Source organism: Propionispira raffinosivorans DSM 20765 (genome assembly GCF_000381065.1).
GTDB classification, from domain to species: domain Bacteria; phylum Bacillota; class Negativicutes; order Selenomonadales; family Selenomonadaceae; genus Propionispira; species Propionispira raffinosivorans.
Map to the genome: position 1 here is coordinate 29,897 of NZ_KB905864.1, position 20,331 is coordinate 50,227.

Here is a 20,331-nt window from a genome sequence, read left to right on the forward strand (position 1 = left end):
CCTTATTTTTTTCTTTTGTCAGGGAGGGCGATATGTGCAATAAAAAAAGCCAAATCTCCATAAAGAATACAAAAAATGTATCTTGATCGCTCAAGCATTGAGCGAGTGGGGCGATTTGGCTCTACTTTATTTATTTATTTATTTTTCAGTATAGCATGAATTATCTAAATAGAAAAGGTGAAAATCTTCTTAATTAAAATAAAAAATTCAGGTTGATTTTTGCTATGGGGATAGCACAGAGTTTTTTGTGCTGTAGAACATAGACGATGGATTTTGCGAATGCTATACTGAAAATCAATTCAAGAATGCAAATGTGAAGAGTTTCAATGGAGCAATGACGCTCAAGGCTATATGCCTTGAGCGTTTTTGCATTTTTGAAGGGGTAATTTCATATCGAGATCACAAGCAATGACGCTTACTATCAATGGATATGAAGGGTTATTTTTTTATTTGTAAATTCAAAAAAAGTATAGGAGATGGTATTATGGCTACGGAAAAATTAATTGAACTAAAAACAGATGTATCACATAGCAGTCTTTATAACGCAGATTTAGCACCAACGACATTAGAAGAGCGAAATTGGAGTACATACAATTTTGCGGCTTTATGGGTCAGCATGGCACATTGCATTCCGACGTACATGCTTTCAAGTGGGTTAATTGCTTTAGGTATGGATTGGAAACAGGCTATTTTTACGATTACATTAGGAAATTTGATTGTGTTGGTTCCGATGCTCTTAAATGCACATCCAGGGACAAAATATGGAATTCCTTTTCCGGTTTTAGCTAGAGCATCATTTGGAACATTTGGCGCTAATATTCCCGCAATTTTAAGAGCCGGTGTTGCGTGCGGATGGTTTGGTATTAATGCTTTTATCGGCGGAACAGCGGTTAATAACTTTTTTATCGCACTGTTTCCAGCTTGGAAAACGTTCGGCGGGGATATCAATATTGCCGGATTAAGCTTACCAGCCATGATTACGTTTATTGGTTTTTTGGTTATGAATATTTTACTTGTTTATAAAGGGATGAACTCAATCCGTAAATTTGAAAACTGGGCAGCACCACTCGTTTTGATTATGACCTTTATTTTACTAGTTTGGATTGTTAATGAAGCACATGGGTTTGGTCCTATTTTTGCCGAAACAGGCAAACTAGATACCTGGGATAAATTTTTACCGGTTTTTGTACCATCGTTGACTGGGATGATTGGCTTTTGGGCGACTTTATCGTTGAATATTCCTGATTTTACTCGTTTTGGCAAGGGGCAAAAAGAGCAAATGTTAGGGCAAGCAATTGGTTTGCCACCGACGATGACGATTTTTTCCATTATGGGTGTTGTCATATCTTCGGCAACGATTGTTGTTTATGGAAAAGCAATTTGGGACCCCGTTGATTTATTATTGCAATTTTCGAACCCGTTAGTGTTAGCTTTTTCGTTGTTTGGTATTATTGTGGCTACCTTATCGGTTAATATTGCCGCAAATCTTGTGTCACCCGCAAATGATTTTTCCAATATTTCCCCTAAACATATTTCATTTAAAACTGGTGTTTTAATTACTGGTGTATGTGCTGTGCTGATTATGCCATGGAAGCTTTTATCAGACCCTAGCATGTACATCTTCAACTGGCTAAATGTTTATTCTGGTTTTCTCGGGCCGATTGCCGCTATTATGATTGCGGATTACTTTATCTTGCGTAAAACGGAATTGAACCTGGAAGATCTTTATAAGGAACAAGGCGAATATTCGTATACAAAAGGTGTGAATATCATGGCAGTTTTAGCTTTACTTGTTGGTGTTGGCGCTGCTTTGATTGGTAAAGTTGTTCCATCGCTGTCTTGGCTTTTTGATTATGCCTGGTTTGTCGGCTTTGGGGCATCTTTTGTTTCTTATATTGTACTTATGAAAATTATGCCGGTACCGGTTGGGGCAGAAGAAACGGTAACTGAAGAATAGGGGAGATTGGTATGATGGAAGAATTTGATCTTATCGTAAAGGGTGGGACGATTGTTACCGCCAGTGATATATATACAGCAGATATCGCTATTTTAAATGGAAAGATTTGCTTAATGGGAAAAGACCTTACTTGTTCAGCCAAAAAAATCGTTGATGCAGCCGGCAAGTATGTTTTGCCAGGAGGCATTGATGTCCATACACATCTTGATATGCCTTTTGGCGGGACCGTTTCGAGTGATGATTTTGCAACTGGCACGATTGCGGCGGCTTGCGGCGGCACCACGACTGTCGTTGACTTTGCCATTCAGCCGAAAGCTGCGACTTTAGCGCAAACAGCCGAGATTTGGCAAAAAAAAGCGGCGGGGAAAGCCGCCATCGATTATGGTTTTCATATTGCGATTACGGATATGAAAGATGAAATCATGGCAGAAATGCCAGCTATTATTGAAGCGGGTTATTCTTCATTCAAGTTATTTATGACGTATGATGGATATCGGGTTACCGATGATACTCTCATGAAGGTCTTAAAGATCACCAGAGATCATGGTGGGTTGGTTTGTGTTCATGCCGAAAATTATTATGTGATTGATTATTTGGTGAAAAAGTTCAAAGCAGAAAATAAAATCGAACCGATTTATCATGCTTTGAGTCGTCCTAATTTAGCTGAATCAGAAGCTGTGAACCGGGCAATTGCGATGGCTGAATTGGTAGATGCACCGCTTTATATTGTTCATTTGAGTTGTAAAGAATCACTGGTAGAGCTTAAACGAGCTCGTGAAGCGGGGCTTCCGATTATGGCAGAAACCTGTCCGCAGTATTTATTTTTAGATGAAGATAATTATCGTGAAGCAGATTTTAATGGAGCAAAATATGTCATGTCACCACCGCTTCGCAAAAAAGACAGCCAGGAACCTTTATGGCAGGGGCTTGTTAAAGGCGATATCCAAGCAGTGGCAACCGATCATTGCCCGTTCTTTATGGAAGGACAAAAAGAAATGGGTCGCGAATTTTTTGCTAAAATTCCGAATGGAGCACCAGGCATTGAAACACGTATGCCGCTTTTATTTGGACAAGGTGTCCGTGATCAGAAATTGACACTGACAAAGTTGGTTGAGGTTACAGCGACAAATCCAGCTAAAATATTTGGTATGTATCCACAAAAAGGCACGATAGCTGTTGATAGTGATGCTGATCTGGTGATTTTTGATCCAGAAAAACGGCAAACGATAACAAAATCAATTTTACATGAACATGTGGATTATACGCCTTATGAAGGTTTTGAGCTAAAAGGCTATCCAATTATGACGATTGCTGCTGGTAAAATTATTGCTGAATCTGGCAAATTTGTCGGGAAAGTCGGTGCTGGTAAATTTATAAAACGGTCAGCACCAATGATTCTTTAAGGAATTATGTCCGGTGCATTGAGGAGAGAGTTTTTTATGAATATAAATGAAATAAAATCCACAGATGATGTGGATATAAGTATCGATATCGGTAAACTGCATTTTGAAAATCCTTTTATTTTAGCCTCGGCGCCACCGACGTCCGACGGGAACTTTATCCGAAAAGCGTTTCAAATGGGCTGGGGCGGAGCTGTCATCAAGACCATCAAACCAGATGATATGCAAATCAGCGATGTGAGTCCGCGGTTTAGTGTTCTCAAAGATAAAAAAGGACAGAATATAGGCTTTGAGAATTTTGAATTGGTCAGTAAACAAGACTGCAGCTATTGGAGCGAAGAAATCCGCGCTCTTAAAAAAGAATATCCTGATAAGATTTTGATTGCCAGTATTATGGCAGATTTATCGGCAGCCTCATGGAAAAATCTTGCCTACAAAATGGAACGTGCTGGTGCGGATGCGTTGGAGTTAAACTTTTCCTGTCCGCACGGTATGCCGGAACAAGGGGTTGGGGCGGCGATAGGTCAGAGCGCTGAAATTGCCGCGATGATTACCAAATGGGTTAAAGAAGCGGTAGAGTTGCCGGTTATTGTAAAATTGACACCAAATGTTACGGATATTACGGCCATTGCGAAAAATGTTGCGGCGGCGGGGGCAGATTCCATTGCGGCCATAAATACAGTGCAGTGCCTAATGGGGGTCGATTTAGATACATTGTCACCCATGCCGACCGTACAGGGGCAGTCAACCTATGGCGGCTATTCCGGTTATGCCGTAAAACCAATCGGGTTAAAATGTGTAGCGCAGATTTCGAGTACGGTGGATGTCCCAATTTATGGTATTGGTGGTATTGGTACGTGGCAGGATGCTATAGAATATATCGCCGTAGGCGCAAGTGTCGTGCAAATTTGTACGGCAGCGATGTTGGAAGGTTTTCAAATTATCAAGCCGATGCTGGCTGGTTTGAAAGCCTATATGTTGGAGAAAAAAATTGCGAAATTAAGCGATATCTGTGGCATCGCTGCCAAGAAAATGACATCACATACTAATTTGAGTCGGGAGTATACCGCTAAAGCGACACTAACCACGGCTGAAGAATGTATTTTTTGTCAGAAATGTCTGATTGCCTGCAATGAATCGGGATATGGTGCCATTCAGGCCGTCAATCATAAAATTCAGATTGATGTGGATAAATGCGATGGTTGTTCTTTGTGCAGTTTAGTTTGTCCGAAACAGATCATCGTTATGAAAACTTCCTATTATAAACCGGTGGAAGAGCTTCGTAATATTGTTTAAATTAAGGTTGTTTTTATGATAAATGGTAAAACTAGGAGGAAACGAAATGGAATATGACTTAAAATTAGGGGCAAAACGGGTAGTGGCAAATTTAAGAGAACTGGCAGCAATGACTTCCGATGAAAATGGCGCGCAGCGAATTGCTTGGACACCAACTTGGCAAAAAGCCAGAGATTGGTTTGCTGAAAAAATGATCGCTGAAGGGGCAACAATCAGCATTGATAAAGCTGGTAACAGCTGGGCAAAAATTGAGGGGGAATCGGAAGCGGCAATCTTGATTGGCAGCCATTTGGATTGCGTACCAAACGGTGGCTGGCTCGATGGTGCTTTGGGCGTCGTTGCTGGAATGGAAGTCATACATCGGTATGGTAAAAATGGTGTAAAGCCTAAAAAAACACTCTATCTTGTAAACTGGGCCGATGAGGAAGGTGGACGCTTTGGTCGCAGTCTAATAGGGTCTTCAGCTGTATCAGGGACGATGGATATAAAAGATATTATTGACCTCAAGGATAATGATGGTATTCCTTTGGTTGATGCATTAAAAGCCTATGATGTGGATCTTGACCATATTATGGAAGTTCATGCGGAATTTGCCGATAAAAATATTACCGGTTATCTGGAACTGCACATTGAGCAAGGTCCAGTTCTAGAACAGACAAAAAAATCCGTTGCTTGTGTTTATGGCATTACCGGTTGTGAACGTCATTATCTTAAATTTAAAGGGCAGGCAGCTCATGCTGGTTCTTTCCCCACTTTAATGCGTCAGGATGCTTTTTTAGCAGCGGCTCAAGCGAGCTTGAGTTTTCGTGAAATTGCTTTAAAATATGATGGTGTCTGTACCGTCGGAAAAGTCAGTGTAACACCGGATGTTGTTACAATTGTGCCGGAAACTTGTACGATTTCGCTCGATCAGCGATCAATCGATCCGGAAAAATTAAAGGCGATGTTTGCCGAAGCGCATACAGCAGCACAAGCCGCTGCTAAAACACATAATGTGATAGTGACATGGGAAAAAATCTGGAATATTGAACCGACTATTTTTGATCCACACTTGACTAAACTTTGTAAAGAAGCAGTCAAAGAAGAAACGGGAGAAGATACTACGATGTATTCCGGTCCGCTCCATGATGCAGCTGAAATGGCTAAAATAGTACCGTCAATTATGATGTTTGCTATGTCAGCAAAAGGACTGTCACATTGTAAGCAAGAAGATACACCAGATGCTGATCTAGAGATTACGGCTAGTGCATTTTTGCGTTTAGCCGACAAGGCTTTAAAAGCATAATGGCGGCACAGAACGGCAGCGTTAGAAAAGACCAGAGATCAAATTTCTGGTCTTTTTGCTTTATAACAAAATGGATTGTAGTTTATTATAAACATATTGACTATGTATTCTACAGGTGATATTATATAAATTATAAGAATAATTAAACATGCAAGAATACTATGTATTAAGCTGATCAGAAATACTGAAGGCCAGGGAGTTATTCCTTGGTCTTTTTATGTTTAAAAACAGTTTAAAGGTGAAATATAGGATGGAGCGATTAAAAGGTTTCTTTTATGTGTTCTATATAGTTGCAATCTATTATTATAGAAATTGAATTTGGAGATGCATAATATGGAAGAAATTGATAATAAATTAGCTAAACTTAATAGAGTGTTGGTTGATCTGGGGAAAGTCGCGGTAGCTTTTTCTGGGGGGGCTGATAGTTCGTTTTTGGCAGCAGCAGCGAAAAAGGTTTTGGGTGATAATGCTGTTACGGTTACGGCTTTATCAGAAACACTTCCCGAAGGGGAGCGGCAGTCGGCCATTGAGTTTGCCAAGAGTATTCATATAAAACATACTGAAATTTTAATTAGTGAACTTAAAAGTCAGGAATTTATTGCGAATACAAGCAAACGTTGCTATTTTTGTAAAAGAGAACGTTTTTCTGTATTGGAAAATTGGGCATTGAGTCAGGGGCTTTCGTGGGTATTGGAAGGGTCAAATGCGGACGATGTGGATGATTATCGTCCGGGAATGGAAGCTTTGTCTGAATTTACCAAAGTCAGAAGTCCTTTATTGGAAGTTGGTTTAACCAAGGCGGAAATTCGAGCCGTTTCAAAAGAGTGGGGTCTGTCAAGCTGGGATAAGCCAAGCGGTGCTTGTCTGTCATCGCGAATTTCCTATGGAGTGAAGATCACACCAGAACGATTGAAACAAGTAGAACAGGCCGAAACTTATCTGAAACAGTATTGTAGTGGTCAAATTCGGGTGCGGTATCATAAAAATTTGGCACGAATTGAAGTTTCATCCGAGCAAATTGGTAAATTGGTGGAACCTGGCGTTGCTAAGAAAATTACAGAATATTTCAAGGGAATAGGTTTTGTTTTTGTAACGATTGATTTAGCTGGCTATCGGATGGGCAGCATGAATGAGACATTGCCAAATTAATAAGCGTTAGGAGACGTTTTTTTACGAATAAATTTTCATGAAAAAAGTATTAGCGCTGTGCTAATACTTTTTTTGTGAGAATTTATTTTGTATCATGGTGTTTTTTAGGGTTATATATTTGGTGAAGTGCTTCGGGAAGTGTCGGATAACGAAACGTGAAATTTTGTGATGTTAAGCCCTGGGGAATTGCTCTTTGACTGCAAAGTAAAATTTCATCCGCCATTTCACCAAAGATGAGGTGAGCTACAGCGGGGGGCATTTTGGTCCAACATTTTTTATGCAGAACCGCCCCCAGAGCTTTGCCGAAATCCTGCATTGAGACTGGATTGGGGGCCGTCACATTGTAGGGACCACCAGCTAATTGCCCAGAGAGGGCAAAGAGGATGCTGGCTATCAGGTCATCGCGATGAATCCACGAAACCCAGTTGTCGCCATTGCCAAGGATACCACCCATGCCGAAGGAAAAAGGTATTGTCATTTTTTTTAGTACTCCGCCGCCGTTTCCGAGGACAATTCCAAAACGCAGTCGTATAACGGTTACATTGGCTTCGGCGGCTTGATCGGCACTTTCTTCCCACCGACGGCAAACTTTTGCTAAGAATCCGCTGCCAGAGGAGGAATCTTCGGTAATGATTCCCCCTGGATTTATCCCATAATAACCGACGGCAGAGGCATTGATTAATAAAGCTGGTATTGCCAGGCCTTGTTTTTTTGCAGCGAGCAGGCTAGTTACAATTTGTTTTGTTCGTTGAATTCGACTTTCGAGAATTTTTCGTTTGATTGTCCGGTTCCAAAAAAAATCTTTGCCGATATTGTAGCCGGCCAGATTAATAATCGCGTCGAAAGCGGTTATTTGTTTTAGTGGTAGTAATAGACTGGCATCAGGACTGATTAAATAAGATAGTCCGGAGTTTTTGGTATTTCTTTTTGGCACAGTAACGTAACCGCGTGTCCCTGACTTAAAAGCTGCTGCGTTAGGGCTTTGCCAATAAATCCGGTACCGCCAGTAAGCAAAATATTCATAATACATTCTCCTCGCCATTAAGTCGCATAAAATTATTCTTATACAGCTACAGTTCTGTTGGTTTAGGGGAATTCCTGCGTCGGACTGAATTAAACGGCAGTTTTGGTATTTGTTTACGGGCAGTGAGGATGATAAAATATATAGAATGTCTTAAAGAAAATGGAGGACACAGCGATGCAGGAAAAAGTCGTACAGTTAGATCAAAAAGAGGAAAAATTTGTTTATACTTCGGGGTCGCATAATTGTGGCGGGCGGTGTTTGCTTAAAGTACAGGTTCGTGATGGTCGTGTTGTTGGTATTACGAATGAAGATGATCAACCGGATACACCTTCGTATTTTCAGTTGCGAGGCTGTTTACGTTGTCGTGCCTATCGAGATCGGCTGTATCATCCGGATCGTTTGTTATATCCATTAAAACGTATTGGCAAAAGAGGCGAGGGGGAATTTGAACAAATCACTTGGCCGGAAGCACTGGATTATATTGCTGATAAAATAAAACAGGTGATGCAGACTTATGGTCCGGAGGCTATTTATTTAAATTACGGGACAGGTAATGCGGGGCAAGTCTCGGAACGAACCTGGCTAAAAAGATTGCTGAGCCTCTATGGCGGCTATCTTTCGTATTATGGAACGTATAGTTCAGCTTGTACGAGTATTGCTACTCCTTATACATATGGTACGAATCAGACCGGTAATAGTCGCGAAGACTGGGTAAATTCGAAATTATTGATTTTGCTTGGCTGGAATCAAGCCGACACGGTTTGGGGGACCAATACAAGTTATTATTTGAAAAAAGCCAAAGTAGCAGGTGCCAAAATTATTGTGATTGATCCCATTTATTCCAATACGGCTGTAAGTTTAGCGGATCAATGGATTGCGATTAAGCCGACTACCGATAGTGCGCTTTTAGCGGCGATGGCATATGTTTTAATAACGGAAAATTTATATGATATGGCATTTTTAAATCAATTTTGCCTTGGGTTTGATGAACAACATATGCCAGAGGGGATTTTGCCCGGCAACTCTTATAAGTCTTATATCTTGGGTTTGAGTACGGATAAAACAGAAAAAACGCCGCTTTGGGCAGAAGCTATTACAGGTATACCAGAAAATGTGATTATCGAATTGGCTAGAGCTTACGGGACAACAAAGCCGGCAGCTTTGATCGAAGGGTATGGGCCACAGCGTCATGCGTATGGAGAACAGATTGCTAGAAGTGGTCCAGTTTTAGCAGCGATGACCGGCAATATTGGAATTGCGGGCGGCTGGGCTTCTGGCAAGGGGAATGAAGCGCGTAATCATTTCGTCGCAGCGATTCCTTACGAAAATCCTTGTAAGGCAAAAATTTCCGTCTTTAGCTGGCCGGATGCGATTTTGCATGGTCAAGGGATGGGAGGCGATTTTAGCGTACAGGGAGTGAACTGTTTATCGACGAATATTAAGCTGATTTTTAATATTGCCGGTAATTGTCTGGTAAATCAGCATTCGGATGCTAATCAAACAGCGGCGTTATTGCAGGATGAATCGCTTGTAGAATGCATTGTGGTGAATGATCAGTTTATGACAGCTAGTGCCAAGTTTGCCGATATTATTTTGCCTGCCGATAATATGATGGAACGCAATGATATTGTGCAATCATGGGCCTATGGCGATTATGTCTTATATATGAATCAAGCTGTCGAGACAGTCGGTCAATGTCGCAATGGCTATGATTGGGTCAGCGATTTAGCTGAGCGACTAAATTTAAAAGATGAATTTACCGAAGGTAAATCATTGGATGCGTGGCTGCAATATTTAGTGTCAGAAACGGCGAAACAAAATCCAGGATTCCCAGCCTATGAAACATTTAAAGCACAAGGTATTTATCGCTGGCAGCACGATAGACCCGCGATTGCCTTTGAAAACCAGATCGCGAATCCTAGTAAGTATTCCTTCCCCACACCATCAGGAAAAATCGAATTATTTTCAGCGCGGTTATGGGAGATGAAAAAACCAGCTAAAATACCGGCAATACCGAAATATATACCAGCCTGGGAAGGCCCAGCAGACCCGCTGATTGAAAAGTATCCGTTGCAATGTATAGGTGCCCATTCTAAGCGCCGCGCTCATTCAACCTTTGATAATGTCAAATGGCTGGAGGAAGTAGAGAGGCAAGCAGTATGGATTAATTCAATAGATGCTGCCGCTCGCGACATTCGACAAAATGATCGGGTTCAGGTTTATAATAAACGGGGTACAATTGAACTGCCGGCCAAGGTGACATCACGGATTATGCCAGGTGTGGTATCCGTACCGCAGGGAGCTTGGTGGATGCCAGATTCCCAGGGAATTGATCAACGGGGGAGTATCAATACTTTGACAAAATATCAACCAACGCCATTGGCTTTTGGCAATCCACAACATACGAATTTAGTTGAAATCAAGAAGGTATAGGAAAAGAGGAGCGCTATGGGAGAACAACTTGCTTTTTATTTTGAACAAAAACATTGTACTGGCTGTAGTACCTGCCAGATTGCCTGCAAGGATAAATATGATCTACAGGCGACAGCTTCTTTTCGAAAAGTATATGAAGTAGCGGGCGGAACTTTTAAAAAAAACGGTCCGGCTTGGGAGCCCCAGGTATACGCTTTCTGGATTTCCGTTAGCTGTAATCATTGTGAACAAGCCGTCTGCACGAAAACCTGTCCAACTGGAGCCCTGCAAAAGAGGGAACAAGATGGTATTGTCATGATCGATAAACAAAAGTGTATTGGCTGCCAGCAATGTATTAAATCTTGTCCATATGGTGCGATACAATTAAATCCGCAGACGAAACAGGCCGTAAAATGTGATTTTTGTTTAGATCGATTAGTCGTTGGTAAAAATCCAGTCTGCGTTGATGCCTGTCCAATGCGGGTTTTAGATTATGGAACATTGTCGTCTTTGCAGAAAAAATATGGGGATGTCCGCAGCACGCCTGGTTTGCCGGATACTGCTATAACAAAACCGGCCCTGATTATTTCGCCGCATCGTGATGCCTTAACGGTATCTGGTGATAAAAAAATATAAACTGAAAAAAATAAAGACCCGTGCCACAGCGCAGGTCTTTATTTTTATACGATTTTTGTTGTCCAGCCTTCAACATTCCAGACAGCGGAAACCCAATCTTGATAAAAATCAGGCTCATGCGATACGAGTAATACAGTGCCTTTATATTCTTTAAGAGCACGTTTTAATTCATCTTTGGCATCGGCATCGAGATGGTTCGTCGGTTCATCTAAAACCAAGAGGTTGATCTTCTTCTGCATGACTTTACAAAGTCGTACTTTGGCGGCTTCACCACCGCTTAATACGCGCATTTTACTCGTTATATGTTCATTGGTAAGACCACAAGCAGCGAGGGCAGCCCGGACCTCATAGTTGGTCATGCCAGGATATTCTTCCCAAACTTCTTCGATAGCTGTATTGTCATTTCCCTGATTTGTTTCTTGTTCAAAATAGCCTGGTTCAACAAACTCACCCAATTCAATATGGCCAGCAAGGGCGGGGATCTGTCCGAGCAATGTTTTGAGCAACGTGGTTTTCCCAAGGCCATTTACCCCGCGAATGGCAATTTTTTGCCCTCGTTCCAGTTGTAAATTAACGGCTTTGGTGAGGGGCTCATCATAACCAAGTACGAGTTTTTTCGCATCAATGACAAACCGGCTTGGCGTACGATCTTCTTTAAATTGAAAATGAGGTTTTGGTTTTTCTTTGGGCTTTTCGAGCACTTCCATTTTATCTAACCGTTTTTGGCGGCTGTTAGCCATGCCACGTGTTGCTACGCGGGCTTTATTGCGTTGGATAAAATCTTCCATACGGTCGATTTCTTGCTGCTGCCGTTCAAAAGCAGAAGATTCTTGCCGCTTGCGAATTTCATGCATTTCTTGAAAGCGGTTGTAATCGCCAGTATAACGTGTTAATGCAGCATTTTCTACATGATAAATCACATTGATAACATCATTGAGAAAAGGTAAATCATGAGAGACAAGAATAAAGGCATTTTCATAATTTTTTAAGTAATTTGTAAGCCAGGCGATATGCTCAACATCGAGATAGTTGGTTGGCTCATCTAAAATTAGAATGGTTGGGTTTTGCAGTAATAATTTTGTCAGAAGTATTTTTGTTCGCTGACCACCGCTGAGATCGGCTACATCTTTTTCAAGCCCGATATCACGAAGTCCGAGACCATTTGATACCTCGTCAATTTTTGAATCGATTGTATAGAAGCTGTTGGCTTCAAGAATGTCTTGAATGTCACCTACGTCTGCCATCATTTTATCGATTTCAGCTGGAGTCGCATCGCCCATTTTATCATAGCAGGCGAGCATTTCGGCTTCGAGTTTGTACATATCATCAAATGCGGTACGCAAGGCATCACGGATTGTCATACCTTTTTTTAAAACGGCATGCTGGTCTAGATAACCGACGGATACACGGTTGGACCAGGACACTTTACCTTGATCAGGAGTCAGCTGTCCCGTAATAATATTCAAAAAAGTGGATTTTCCTTCCCCGTTTGCACCAATCAAACCAACATGTTCACCTTTTAAGAGTCGAAAAGACGCATCTTCTAAAATAATTCTTGCTCCAAAGCCATGGGAGACATGTTCAACATTTAATACACTCATTTACAGCCACCTATCTATTCATTTTATTACTTTATTTTATTGTAGAATATCGTATTGTCAGCGTGAAAGCAAATCTTTCAAAAAAATTTTGCTGAAAATAAAAAAATGGTTGGGCTAGTTTTTAGACTAAGTCAACCTTATTGGTTATACTATGTTATATTTTTCGATTACATATTCGTTAAAAGAATTTTAAGTGCAATACGTTTTTCGGTGGAAAGATCACGGATTAGTTTTAATAGATAAGCATCTATATCCGCTTCATCATCTTGATTTTTGGTTACCATTCCAGCATCTGTTTCCAGCTGATCTAAATCTTCGATTTTTATATGCAGTGCGTAGCAGATTTTTAACATATTATCCACCGCTGCGCCACCAATAGAACCATTTAAAATAGATAATAAAGTAGTATACGGCATTTGAATTTGCGTTGAAAATTCTTTTAAGTTATAACCGTGTGATTTTATGAGCGATTTAATATAGTCTTCTCGTGTCAAAATAGCGTACACCTCCTTTTTCGTAACGGTATATACGAAATTATACAGAGTTTTCAATGATTTTCAAGTTAAAATTGTCAATTCGATAAAACTCTTATTTATAGTATTATATCATATTCTCTATATTGAAATGTTTAAACACGAAAAAACATTTTAATATAGAAAATATTCATAATATTACGTATTGACTGATACGAAATAATATGATAATATCTGTCTCAGAGATGTAATTTAGTATTGTTTGCAATTGAAAAACGAAAAACCGTTTTCTGTAAATCATAACTACAATAAAAAGTTTTTAAATTGCATGATGGATGCTAAAGACAAAAAATCTACGGATAGATTCAAGGAGGGGAAAACAAGTTAATTCTAGAATATATTTGTAATATTCTTAATATTGCAAATATATGTAAAGTCGTGTTGCGCTATGTTTGAGTATCGGAAAATTTGATATGAGGAGCAATGAAAATGGATAATGTTTTATTAGGTGAATTTGTTGGAACGGCGGTACTGATCGCTTTTGGTTGTGGCGTTGTAGCTAATGTATCTTTAAAAGAATCAAAAGGTCTTGGCGGTGGTCCGATTGTGGTTTATACGGGCTGGGCCATGGGTGTTGTCATGGGAGTCAGTTGTGGATTGGCAATTGGAAATACAGGTGATTTAAATACGGCGGTTACTTTTTTTAAATTGTTAATGGGCACTTATTCCGTACCAGTTGCAATTGAAATTATGATTGCACAACTTTTCGGTGGTATTGTTGGGGGGGCATTGGTATGGCTTGCATATTTACCACATTGGAAAGTGACGGAAGATAAATCCGCTAAACTAGGAATTTTTTGTACGATTCCGGCAATTCGCAGTTATGGTGCAAATGCACTTTGTGAATTTATCGCGAGTACGTTATTATTCTTCTTGTTTATATCATTTGGCAGCAAATTGGTTTCTGGTCCTGTTGGATTCACAAATGGAATGGGAGCTTATATGGCGGGACTTGCAGTTTGGGCAGTTGGTTTATCGTTCTGTGGCCCTACAGGGTATGCTGTAAATCCTGCACGTGATCTTGGTCCTCGTATCGCACATGCAATTTTACCGATTGCAGGCAAAGGCAGTTCGGATTGGAGTTATTCCTGGGTGCCGATTGTTGCCCCAATGGCTGGCGCAGCGGTTGCGGTTGTTCTAGCTAAGCTTTTTGCAATCATCTAAAATACGATTCATTGAAGTTCGTGAAATTTTTTAAATTTATAGTTTTATAAGTAAATAATATGACGAGGAGTGACTTTTAAAATGACAACAAAGTATGTAATGGCACTTGATGCGGGAACTACGAGTAATCGAGCAATTATTTTTGATAATGAATCAAATATTATCGCAATGGCACAAAGAGAATTCACACAATTTTTCCCAAAACCAGGCTGGGTAGAACATGATGCAGAAGAAATTTGGAGCACACAAATTACGGTAGCGAAAGAAGCGATAGAGCGGGCTGGAATCTTGGAAAGTGATATTGCTGCGATTGGGATTACCAATCAACGTGAAACAACTGTTGTTTGGGAAAAAGCGACTGGCAGACCAATTTATAATGCAATTGTTTGGCAGTCACGGCAAACAGCAACAATTAGCAATGATCTGAAGAAAAAAGGATTGGAACAAGAGTTTAAGGAAAAAACGGGATTAGTAATTGATGCCTATTTTTCTGGAACTAAAATCAAATGGATTCTTGATCATGTTGAGGGCGCTAGAGAAAAAGCGAATCGTGGTGAACTGCTTTTTGGTACCATTGATACATGGCTGCTTTGGAAACTCAGCGCTGGCAAGCTTCATGTGACAGATTATTCGAATGCATCCAGAACTTTGTTGTATAACATAAAAGAACTTAAATGGGATGAAAAACTTTTAGAATATCTTGATGTACCGGCAAATATGCTGCCAGAAGTTCATAATTCCAGTGAAGTTTATGGACATACCGATCCCGGCATATTTGGGGCTACTGTACCGTTAGCCGGCGCAGCTGGCGATCAACAGGCTGCACTGTTTGGACAAAACTGCTTTGAAGCTGGTATGGCAAAAAACACATATGGTACAGGCTGTTTTATGCTGATGAATACAGGCGACAAAATGTATTCGTCAGATAATGGTTTAGTTACAACGATTGCCTGGGGGATTGATGGTAAGATCAGCTATGCATTAGAAGGCAGTATCTTTGTAGCAGGTTCTGCGATTCAATGGCTTAGAGACGGATTGCATATGCTCGAATCTGCTTCGGATTCAGAATGGATCGCGAAAAAAGTTCCAGATGCAGGCGGGGTCTATGTTGTACCAGCATTTGTTGGACTTGGTGCACCATATTGGGACATGCAGGCGCGTGGAACGATCATTGGACTGACGCGTGGCACGAAAAAAGCGCATATCGTTCGAGCAACTTTAGATTCTATGGCATATCAGACACGCGACGTCTTGAGTGCGATGGAAGAAGATTCACATATAAAGCTGAAAGCCCTAAAAGTGGATGGTGGTGCTTGTGCCAATAATTTATTGATGCAGTTCCAGTCCGATGTTTTAGGAGTTCCTGTTGAACGTCCAAAAGTAATTGAAACGACGGCATTAGGCGCAGCTTATCTCGCTGGACTTGCTGTTGGCGTGTGGAAAGATTACTCTGAACTCAGCAAAAAATGGGTGCTTGATAATCGCTTTGCCCCAGCGATGGACAAAGAAGTAAGTGATAAACTTTATCGTGGCTGGCAGCGTGCCGTAAAACACTCCATGCATTGGGAAGAAGAAGAATAGGCCGCGTGTAAAGTATTAAATGCAGGCAGGGGGATTCTCTTATATTAATTTATGAGAGAATCTTTTCCTATTAAAAAATACAAGTAAGACTGTCGGTAAAGGGGATAAAAATATGGAAAAAGCAACAGTGGTCGTTATTGGCGGCGGAGCAACTGGTGTTGGAATACTGCGTGATTTAGCGATGCGCGGCGTTGATGTACTACTTTTAGAAAAGCTGGATATGGTAAATGGGACAAGTTCCCGCTATCATGGTTTGCTTCATAGTGGAGCCCGTTATGCAGTAAAGGACCAAGAAGCTGCTCGAGAGTGCATCGAAGAAAATTCTATTTTACGTAAAATCGGGAAATCATGTGTAGAAGCAACGGAAGGATTATTTATTCGGCTGCCAGAAGATGATGCGGATTTTGAGGGGAAATGGGTAGATGGCTGTAAGAAAAGTGGTATCACAGCAATTCCGATTACACCACAAGAAGCTTGGCAATTAGAACCAAACTTATCACATCAAATCATAGCAGCCTACAGAGTGCCCGATGCTGCCATTGATGGTTTTCGTATGGCATGGCAAAATATAGATTCAGCGGCGCGTTATGGTGGTCGCGTTCAAACCTATACAGAGGTTATGCGGATTGTTTCGAAAAATGGTAAAGTAATTGGTGTCGATGTGCGCAATTATTTTACAAAGCAGACCTATTTTATTGCTTGTGACTTTGTGGTTAATGCTGCCGGCCCGTGGTCAGGTCAAATTGCTGCTTTGGCGGGACTTGATGTCAATGTACAGCCGGATAAAGGGACGTTGATTGCCTTTAACCAAAGAATTTCAAGCCGAATTGTAAATCGTTTGCATGTACCATCCGATGGAGATATTTTTGTACCACATGGTTCTATTACGATTTTAGGGACAACTTCGATGTCAGTGAAAGATCCTGAAGATACAAGCTCTTCTTTTTCAGAAATCGAAAGTTTGCTGCAAATTGGTGAGAAAACATTTGAAAATCTTCGCAAATATCGTGTCTTGAGAGCCTTTGCGGGATCAAGACCATTGTACAGTGCATCTGGTGGAAAAGGCCGCGGTGCATCACGTGGTTTTGTGATTTTAGATCATTTGGAAGATGGACTCGATGGCTTTATGACGATTACGGGTGGTAAATTTACTACGTATCGACTTATGGCAGAAAAAATGACGGATATTGTTTGTAAAAAATTGCAAGTGACTACGCCATGTCGAACGGCTGAAGAAGCATTGGTACCAGAGGTAACGGAAGAGGTAAAGACGAAAGCACGCAAATATTTCCCAGCATATGGAACAGAACTGGCGGCGAGTCGCCTGGGGGCGGATCGATTCCAGCGTGTAGTAGAGCGCTTAGAGAAGAACCCGGACGAGCGTCAATTAGTCTGTGAATGTGAAAATGTAACAATGGCAGAAATTGAAGAAGTTATCAAAGAAGGTACAAGTTTTACGTTGAGTGATATCCGAAGAAAAACGCGTATGGGAATGGGAACTTGTCAGGGGAATTTTTGTTCGTTGCGGAGTGTTGGCATTTTGTCGCGTGCGGAGAGCATCGATCAAAAGCAGCAATCACTGCAGCAACTCCAGGAATTTTTGCAGGCTCGCTGGAAAGGTATTCGCCCAGTTCTTTGGGGCAATGCATTGCGTGAAACTGAAATGGCGCGAGGCATCTATGGTGTTGGATTAAATGTGAATGGGGGAAGTCCAAAATGATAAAGTCTGATGTAATCGTGATTGGTGCTGGATTCGCTGGCTTGATGGCAGCTGCCGTTAGTGCGAAACGTGGTAAAAAAGTAACGCTGATCACATATGGTTCGGGTACTTTTCCTTTAAATAGTGGTTTGATTGATATTATGGCGAGACCAATCGATGAAACTGTTTGTGCTACGCCACTTGACGGAGTTAGGGCTTTGCCTGAGGCGCATCCTTATACAAAAATAGGTACTGACATAGTGGAAGATGCAGTCGCATTTTTTATGGAGTTGTGTGAACAAGAAAACTATCCGTACAGTGGAAGTCTTACAAAACATCAATGGGTTGTGACTGCGCTCGGGACAATGAAACCCACTTGTCTGGTTCCAAAAACGATGTTGGGAGATATTTGCTTAAAGAACAAAGAGATTGTTCTTATTGGCTTTAACCGCTTAAAAGATCATTATATACATGTAATGAAAGAGAATCTTGAACAAAGTTTAGGTAAGGAAAAAAATTATACGTCCATCATGGTGGATGCTGATATAGAGTCGGGCAGAGATCTAAGCACTTTGGATATCGCTCGTTGGCTTAACACACCGCAAGGCTATGAAAGCTGCTTAAAGCAACTGCGCGGCTCTGTCAAAGCTAATAGTGTCGTGATTTTACCACAAGTTTTAGGGGTAAAACCTGATTATGCAATTTTGGATAAAATGAAAAAAGATTTACAATGTGAGGTTCTTGAAAGTACGGGTTTACCGCCAGCCGCCAACGGGTTAAGACTTCAAAGTATGCTTTTAGGTTATTTGAAAAAAAACAATGTAATGATGGTTGAAAATGCTAAGGTGATTGGTTCTACGGTAAACAATCAAACGTGTCTATCAATCACTACGCAAAATGCTGCGCGAGAACAGATGTATCAAGCCGATCATTTTATTTTGGCAACTGGCGGTTTTTATGGTGGTGGACTGCAAATGGAGACTTTCCCTATCATAAAAGAACCAATTTTTAATATTCCAGTGCGGGTTAAGGGTAACCCCGAAGAATGGGCCAATGAAAAGCTTTTTTCTAGTCAAAAACAACCATTTGCTGAGGTTGGAGTTGAGACAGATGAGAAGATGCGTCCACTGGACGAAGTTGGCAATTGTTTTATAAACAATGTTTTTGTTGCCGGGCGTAATCTTAGCGGGTATGATTTTTGCTTTGAACAATCAGGAAATGGTGTGGCATTGGTATCTGCTTATCAGGCAGCTATGTCATTTTAGGAGGGGTTATTATGGGGACATTAGAAGAAAATCCAAAAGGAACAGCCGATTATTGCACAGCTTGTACATCTTGCATTACAACTTGTCCAGTATCAGCTGCAACAAGTAAGTTTCGTGGGCCTAAACTGGTTGGGCCGGCACAAAGTCGCATGAATTTTGCGGAGCCGGATGCAGAGGCATCACTAGAATATTGTTCAAATTGCAAGAATTGTGATATTTCCTGTCCGTCAGGCGTGGCAGTTTCAACGTTAAATATGTTACAGCGCGGCGAATATTATAGAAGTCATTCACATTTGCTCAGAGATCATATATTGGCACATGGGGAAAAAATGATAAAGATGGCGCGTAAAATACCATTTGGCAGCTTTTTCGCGAATTTAGGTTCGGATCTCGGACGTAAAACAGGTATGCTCAAGCTGATTGGCATTGCATCGAAACGGCCTATGCCTAAATATGCAAGCAAATCATTTTTACAGCAATTTCGCGCAATCAAGCAAAAATCGTATCCAGATAAAGTCGTGTTTTTCCCAGGCTGTTATATCAATGAAAATGATCCAAATGTTGGCATTGCTTTTGTAAAAGTTATGCAGAAAAATAAGTATGAAGTTATTGTTGATGAGAATTTCGTCTGCTGTGGTTCACCATTGGTTGTAACCGGATATTTGGATGAAGCAGAGGCAAATGCGCGTACCAATACGGCATTAATTCGTAAGTGGACGGAGCAAGGCTACCCAATTCTTACTTGTTGCACAAGTTGTTCGTTGATGCTCAAACAAGAATATGCGGAACTATTTGATTTTCCTGGTCTGCATGAAAATGCAAAATTTGTATATGATGCTGGTGAGTTTTTATTAGAATTGCATGAAAAAAATCGTTTTGATCAGAATTTTAATCATGAAGGTGGCAGCTATATTTATCATGCACCTTGCCATTTGCGTGTACAAGGGATCGGCTTACCAGCACTAGAATTATTATCGCTTGTGCCAAATCTTGTTGTTGAAAATGCAGATGCAGGTTGTTGCGGTATTTCAGGAAATTATGGTTTTAAAGAAGACAAATATGAAATTTCAATGCAGGTGGGTCAAGAACTTTTCCAAAAGATCAAAGCATCTTCGATAGATACCGTCATTTCAGAGTGTGGTACTTGCCGCATGCAGATAGAACATGGGGCGGGGATTAAAGCCGTTCATCCAATTGAGGTACTGAGCGCAGCTTATGATGTTTAAACAATATGGATAGCTACCTTAACTATTCTCTCTGGCATTTGTCATGAATGGGGTATAGCGCTATTCTTTATTATATTTTTCAGCTTTTTAGAGGAAGAAGACT

The 20,331-nt window shown here is 40.8% G+C and carries 16 protein-coding genes; 12 read left to right on the top strand and 4 right to left on the bottom strand.

All coding sequences use genetic code 11. The features are described from left to right. Positions 1–484 precede the first annotated feature (484 nt). The 5 genes from F606_RS0116565 to larE all read left to right on the top strand — a co-directional run bounded on the left by F606_RS0116565 (position 485) and on the right by larE (position 7,087). Positions 485–1,957: an NCS1 family nucleobase:cation symporter-1 gene (locus F606_RS0116565; protein ID WP_019555009.1), complete on the top strand. Its 1,473-nt coding sequence runs from the start codon at positions 485–487 to the stop codon at positions 1,955–1,957. Between the two features lie 11 nt (positions 1,958–1,968). After that, entirely contained in the window at positions 1,969–3,360 is a 1,392-nt protein-coding gene (gene hydA, locus F606_RS0116570) for a dihydropyrimidinase (RefSeq protein ID WP_211210090.1), read from the top strand. Positions 3,361–3,396: 36 nt separating this feature from the next. Further along, positions 3,397–4,653 (top strand): NAD-dependent dihydropyrimidine dehydrogenase subunit PreA, encoded by a 1,257-nt coding sequence (preA, locus tag F606_RS0116575; protein ID WP_019555011.1) that lies wholly within the window; start codon positions 3,397–3,399, stop codon positions 4,651–4,653. Between the two features lie 46 nt (positions 4,654–4,699). Then, a complete protein-coding gene (locus F606_RS0116580; RefSeq protein WP_019555012.1) occupies positions 4,700–5,938 on the top strand; it encodes a hydantoinase/carbamoylase family amidase in 1,239 nt (412 codons plus the stop codon). 333 nt (positions 5,939–6,271) lie between these two features. Continuing rightward, a complete protein-coding gene (gene larE, locus F606_RS0116585; protein ID WP_019555013.1) occupies positions 6,272–7,087 on the top strand; it encodes an ATP-dependent sacrificial sulfur transferase LarE in 816 nt (271 codons plus the stop codon). Between the two features lie 82 nt (positions 7,088–7,169). On the opposite strand, the gene F606_RS22020 is transcribed toward larE, so the two are convergent. Continuing rightward, positions 7,170–8,021, bottom strand: a complete 852-nt coding sequence (locus tag F606_RS22020) for a TIGR01777 family oxidoreductase (protein WP_169558436.1) — start codon at positions 8,019–8,021, stop codon at positions 7,170–7,172. Next, positions 7,979–8,110, bottom strand: a complete 132-nt coding sequence (locus tag F606_RS23375; RefSeq protein ID WP_169558437.1) for an NAD-dependent epimerase/dehydratase family protein — start codon at positions 8,108–8,110, stop codon at positions 7,979–7,981. The genes F606_RS22020 and F606_RS23375 overlap by 43 nt, the downstream gene beginning before the upstream one ends. A gap of 175 nt (positions 8,111–8,285) precedes the next feature. On the opposite strand from F606_RS23375, the gene F606_RS0116595 reads away from it, so the two are divergent. Together F606_RS0116595 and F606_RS0116600 are read left to right on the top strand one after the other, a co-directional pair. Next, complete coding sequence (locus F606_RS0116595; protein ID WP_019555014.1) at positions 8,286–10,544, top strand: DMSO/selenate family reductase complex A subunit; 2,259 nt, start codon at positions 8,286–8,288, stop codon at positions 10,542–10,544. Positions 10,545–10,559: 15 nt separating this feature from the next. Continuing rightward, positions 10,560–11,159, top strand: coding sequence for a DMSO/selenate family reductase complex B subunit (locus tag F606_RS0116600; RefSeq protein ID WP_019555015.1), 600 nt, complete (start codon positions 10,560–10,562; stop codon positions 11,157–11,159). A gap of 44 nt (positions 11,160–11,203) precedes the next feature. Here the strand turns inward: F606_RS0116600 and F606_RS0116605 are convergent, their stop codons facing one another. Together F606_RS0116605 and F606_RS0116610 are read right to left on the bottom strand one after the other, a co-directional pair. Next, positions 11,204–12,760: an ABC-F family ATP-binding cassette domain-containing protein gene (locus tag F606_RS0116605; RefSeq protein WP_019555016.1), complete on the bottom strand. Its 1,557-nt coding sequence runs from the start codon at positions 12,758–12,760 to the stop codon at positions 11,204–11,206. Between the two features lie 167 nt (positions 12,761–12,927). Next, positions 12,928–13,254, bottom strand: coding sequence for a helix-turn-helix domain-containing protein (locus F606_RS0116610; protein WP_019555017.1), 327 nt, complete (start codon positions 13,252–13,254; stop codon positions 12,928–12,930). Positions 13,255–13,722: 468 nt separating this feature from the next. On the opposite strand from F606_RS0116610, the gene F606_RS0116615 reads away from it, so the two are divergent. The 5 genes from F606_RS0116615 to F606_RS0116635 all read left to right on the top strand — a co-directional run bounded on the left by F606_RS0116615 (position 13,723) and on the right by F606_RS0116635 (position 20,228). Then, entirely contained in the window at positions 13,723–14,457 is a 735-nt protein-coding gene (locus tag F606_RS0116615) for an MIP/aquaporin family protein (RefSeq protein WP_019555018.1), read from the top strand. 81 nt (positions 14,458–14,538) lie between these two features. Continuing rightward, a complete protein-coding gene (gene glpK, locus F606_RS0116620; protein ID WP_019555019.1) occupies positions 14,539–16,038 on the top strand; it encodes a glycerol kinase GlpK in 1,500 nt (499 codons plus the stop codon). Positions 16,039–16,150: 112 nt separating this feature from the next. After that, on the top strand, positions 16,151–17,758 hold the full coding sequence (gene glpA, locus F606_RS0116625; protein ID WP_019555020.1) for an anaerobic glycerol-3-phosphate dehydrogenase subunit GlpA: 1,608 nt from the start codon (positions 16,151–16,153) through the stop codon (positions 17,756–17,758). Beyond that, positions 17,755–19,002, top strand: coding sequence for an anaerobic glycerol-3-phosphate dehydrogenase subunit GlpB (gene glpB, locus F606_RS0116630; RefSeq protein WP_019555021.1), 1,248 nt, complete (start codon positions 17,755–17,757; stop codon positions 19,000–19,002). Before glpA ends, glpB begins: the two co-directional genes overlap by 4 nt. A gap of 11 nt (positions 19,003–19,013) precedes the next feature. After that, complete coding sequence (locus F606_RS0116635; protein WP_019555022.1) at positions 19,014–20,228, top strand: anaerobic glycerol-3-phosphate dehydrogenase subunit C; 1,215 nt, start codon at positions 19,014–19,016, stop codon at positions 20,226–20,228. Positions 20,229–20,331: the final 103 nt, after the last annotated feature.

Bases quoted from the DNA above. Each gene is read 5' to 3' on its own strand.
- F606_RS0116565 (WP_019555009.1), top strand. From the start codon at position 485: ATGGCTACGGAAAAATTAATTGAACTAAAAACAGATGTATCACATAGC.
- hydA (WP_211210090.1), top strand. From the start codon at position 1,969: ATGATGGAAGAATTTGATCTTATCGTAAAGGGTGGGACGATTGTTACC.
- preA (WP_019555011.1), top strand. From the start codon at position 3,397: ATGAATATAAATGAAATAAAATCCACAGATGATGTGGATATAAGTATC.
- F606_RS0116580 (WP_019555012.1), top strand. From the start codon at position 4,700: ATGGAATATGACTTAAAATTAGGGGCAAAACGGGTAGTGGCAAATTTA.
- larE (WP_019555013.1), top strand. From the start codon at position 6,272: ATGGAAGAAATTGATAATAAATTAGCTAAACTTAATAGAGTGTTGGTT.
- F606_RS23375 (WP_169558437.1), bottom strand. From the start codon at position 8,110: ATGAATATTTTGCTTACTGGCGGTACCGGATTTATTGGCAAAGCCCTA.
- F606_RS0116595 (WP_019555014.1), top strand. From the start codon at position 8,286: ATGCAGGAAAAAGTCGTACAGTTAGATCAAAAAGAGGAAAAATTTGTT.
- F606_RS0116600 (WP_019555015.1), top strand. From the start codon at position 10,560: ATGGGAGAACAACTTGCTTTTTATTTTGAACAAAAACATTGTACTGGC.
- F606_RS0116605 (WP_019555016.1), bottom strand. From the start codon at position 12,760: ATGAGTGTATTAAATGTTGAACATGTCTCCCATGGCTTTGGAGCAAGA.
- F606_RS0116615 (WP_019555018.1), top strand. From the start codon at position 13,723: ATGGATAATGTTTTATTAGGTGAATTTGTTGGAACGGCGGTACTGATC.
- glpK (WP_019555019.1), top strand. From the start codon at position 14,539: ATGACAACAAAGTATGTAATGGCACTTGATGCGGGAACTACGAGTAAT.
- glpA (WP_019555020.1), top strand. From the start codon at position 16,151: ATGGAAAAAGCAACAGTGGTCGTTATTGGCGGCGGAGCAACTGGTGTT.
- glpB (WP_019555021.1), top strand. From the start codon at position 17,755: ATGATAAAGTCTGATGTAATCGTGATTGGTGCTGGATTCGCTGGCTTG.
- F606_RS0116635 (WP_019555022.1), top strand. From the start codon at position 19,014: ATGGGGACATTAGAAGAAAATCCAAAAGGAACAGCCGATTATTGCACA.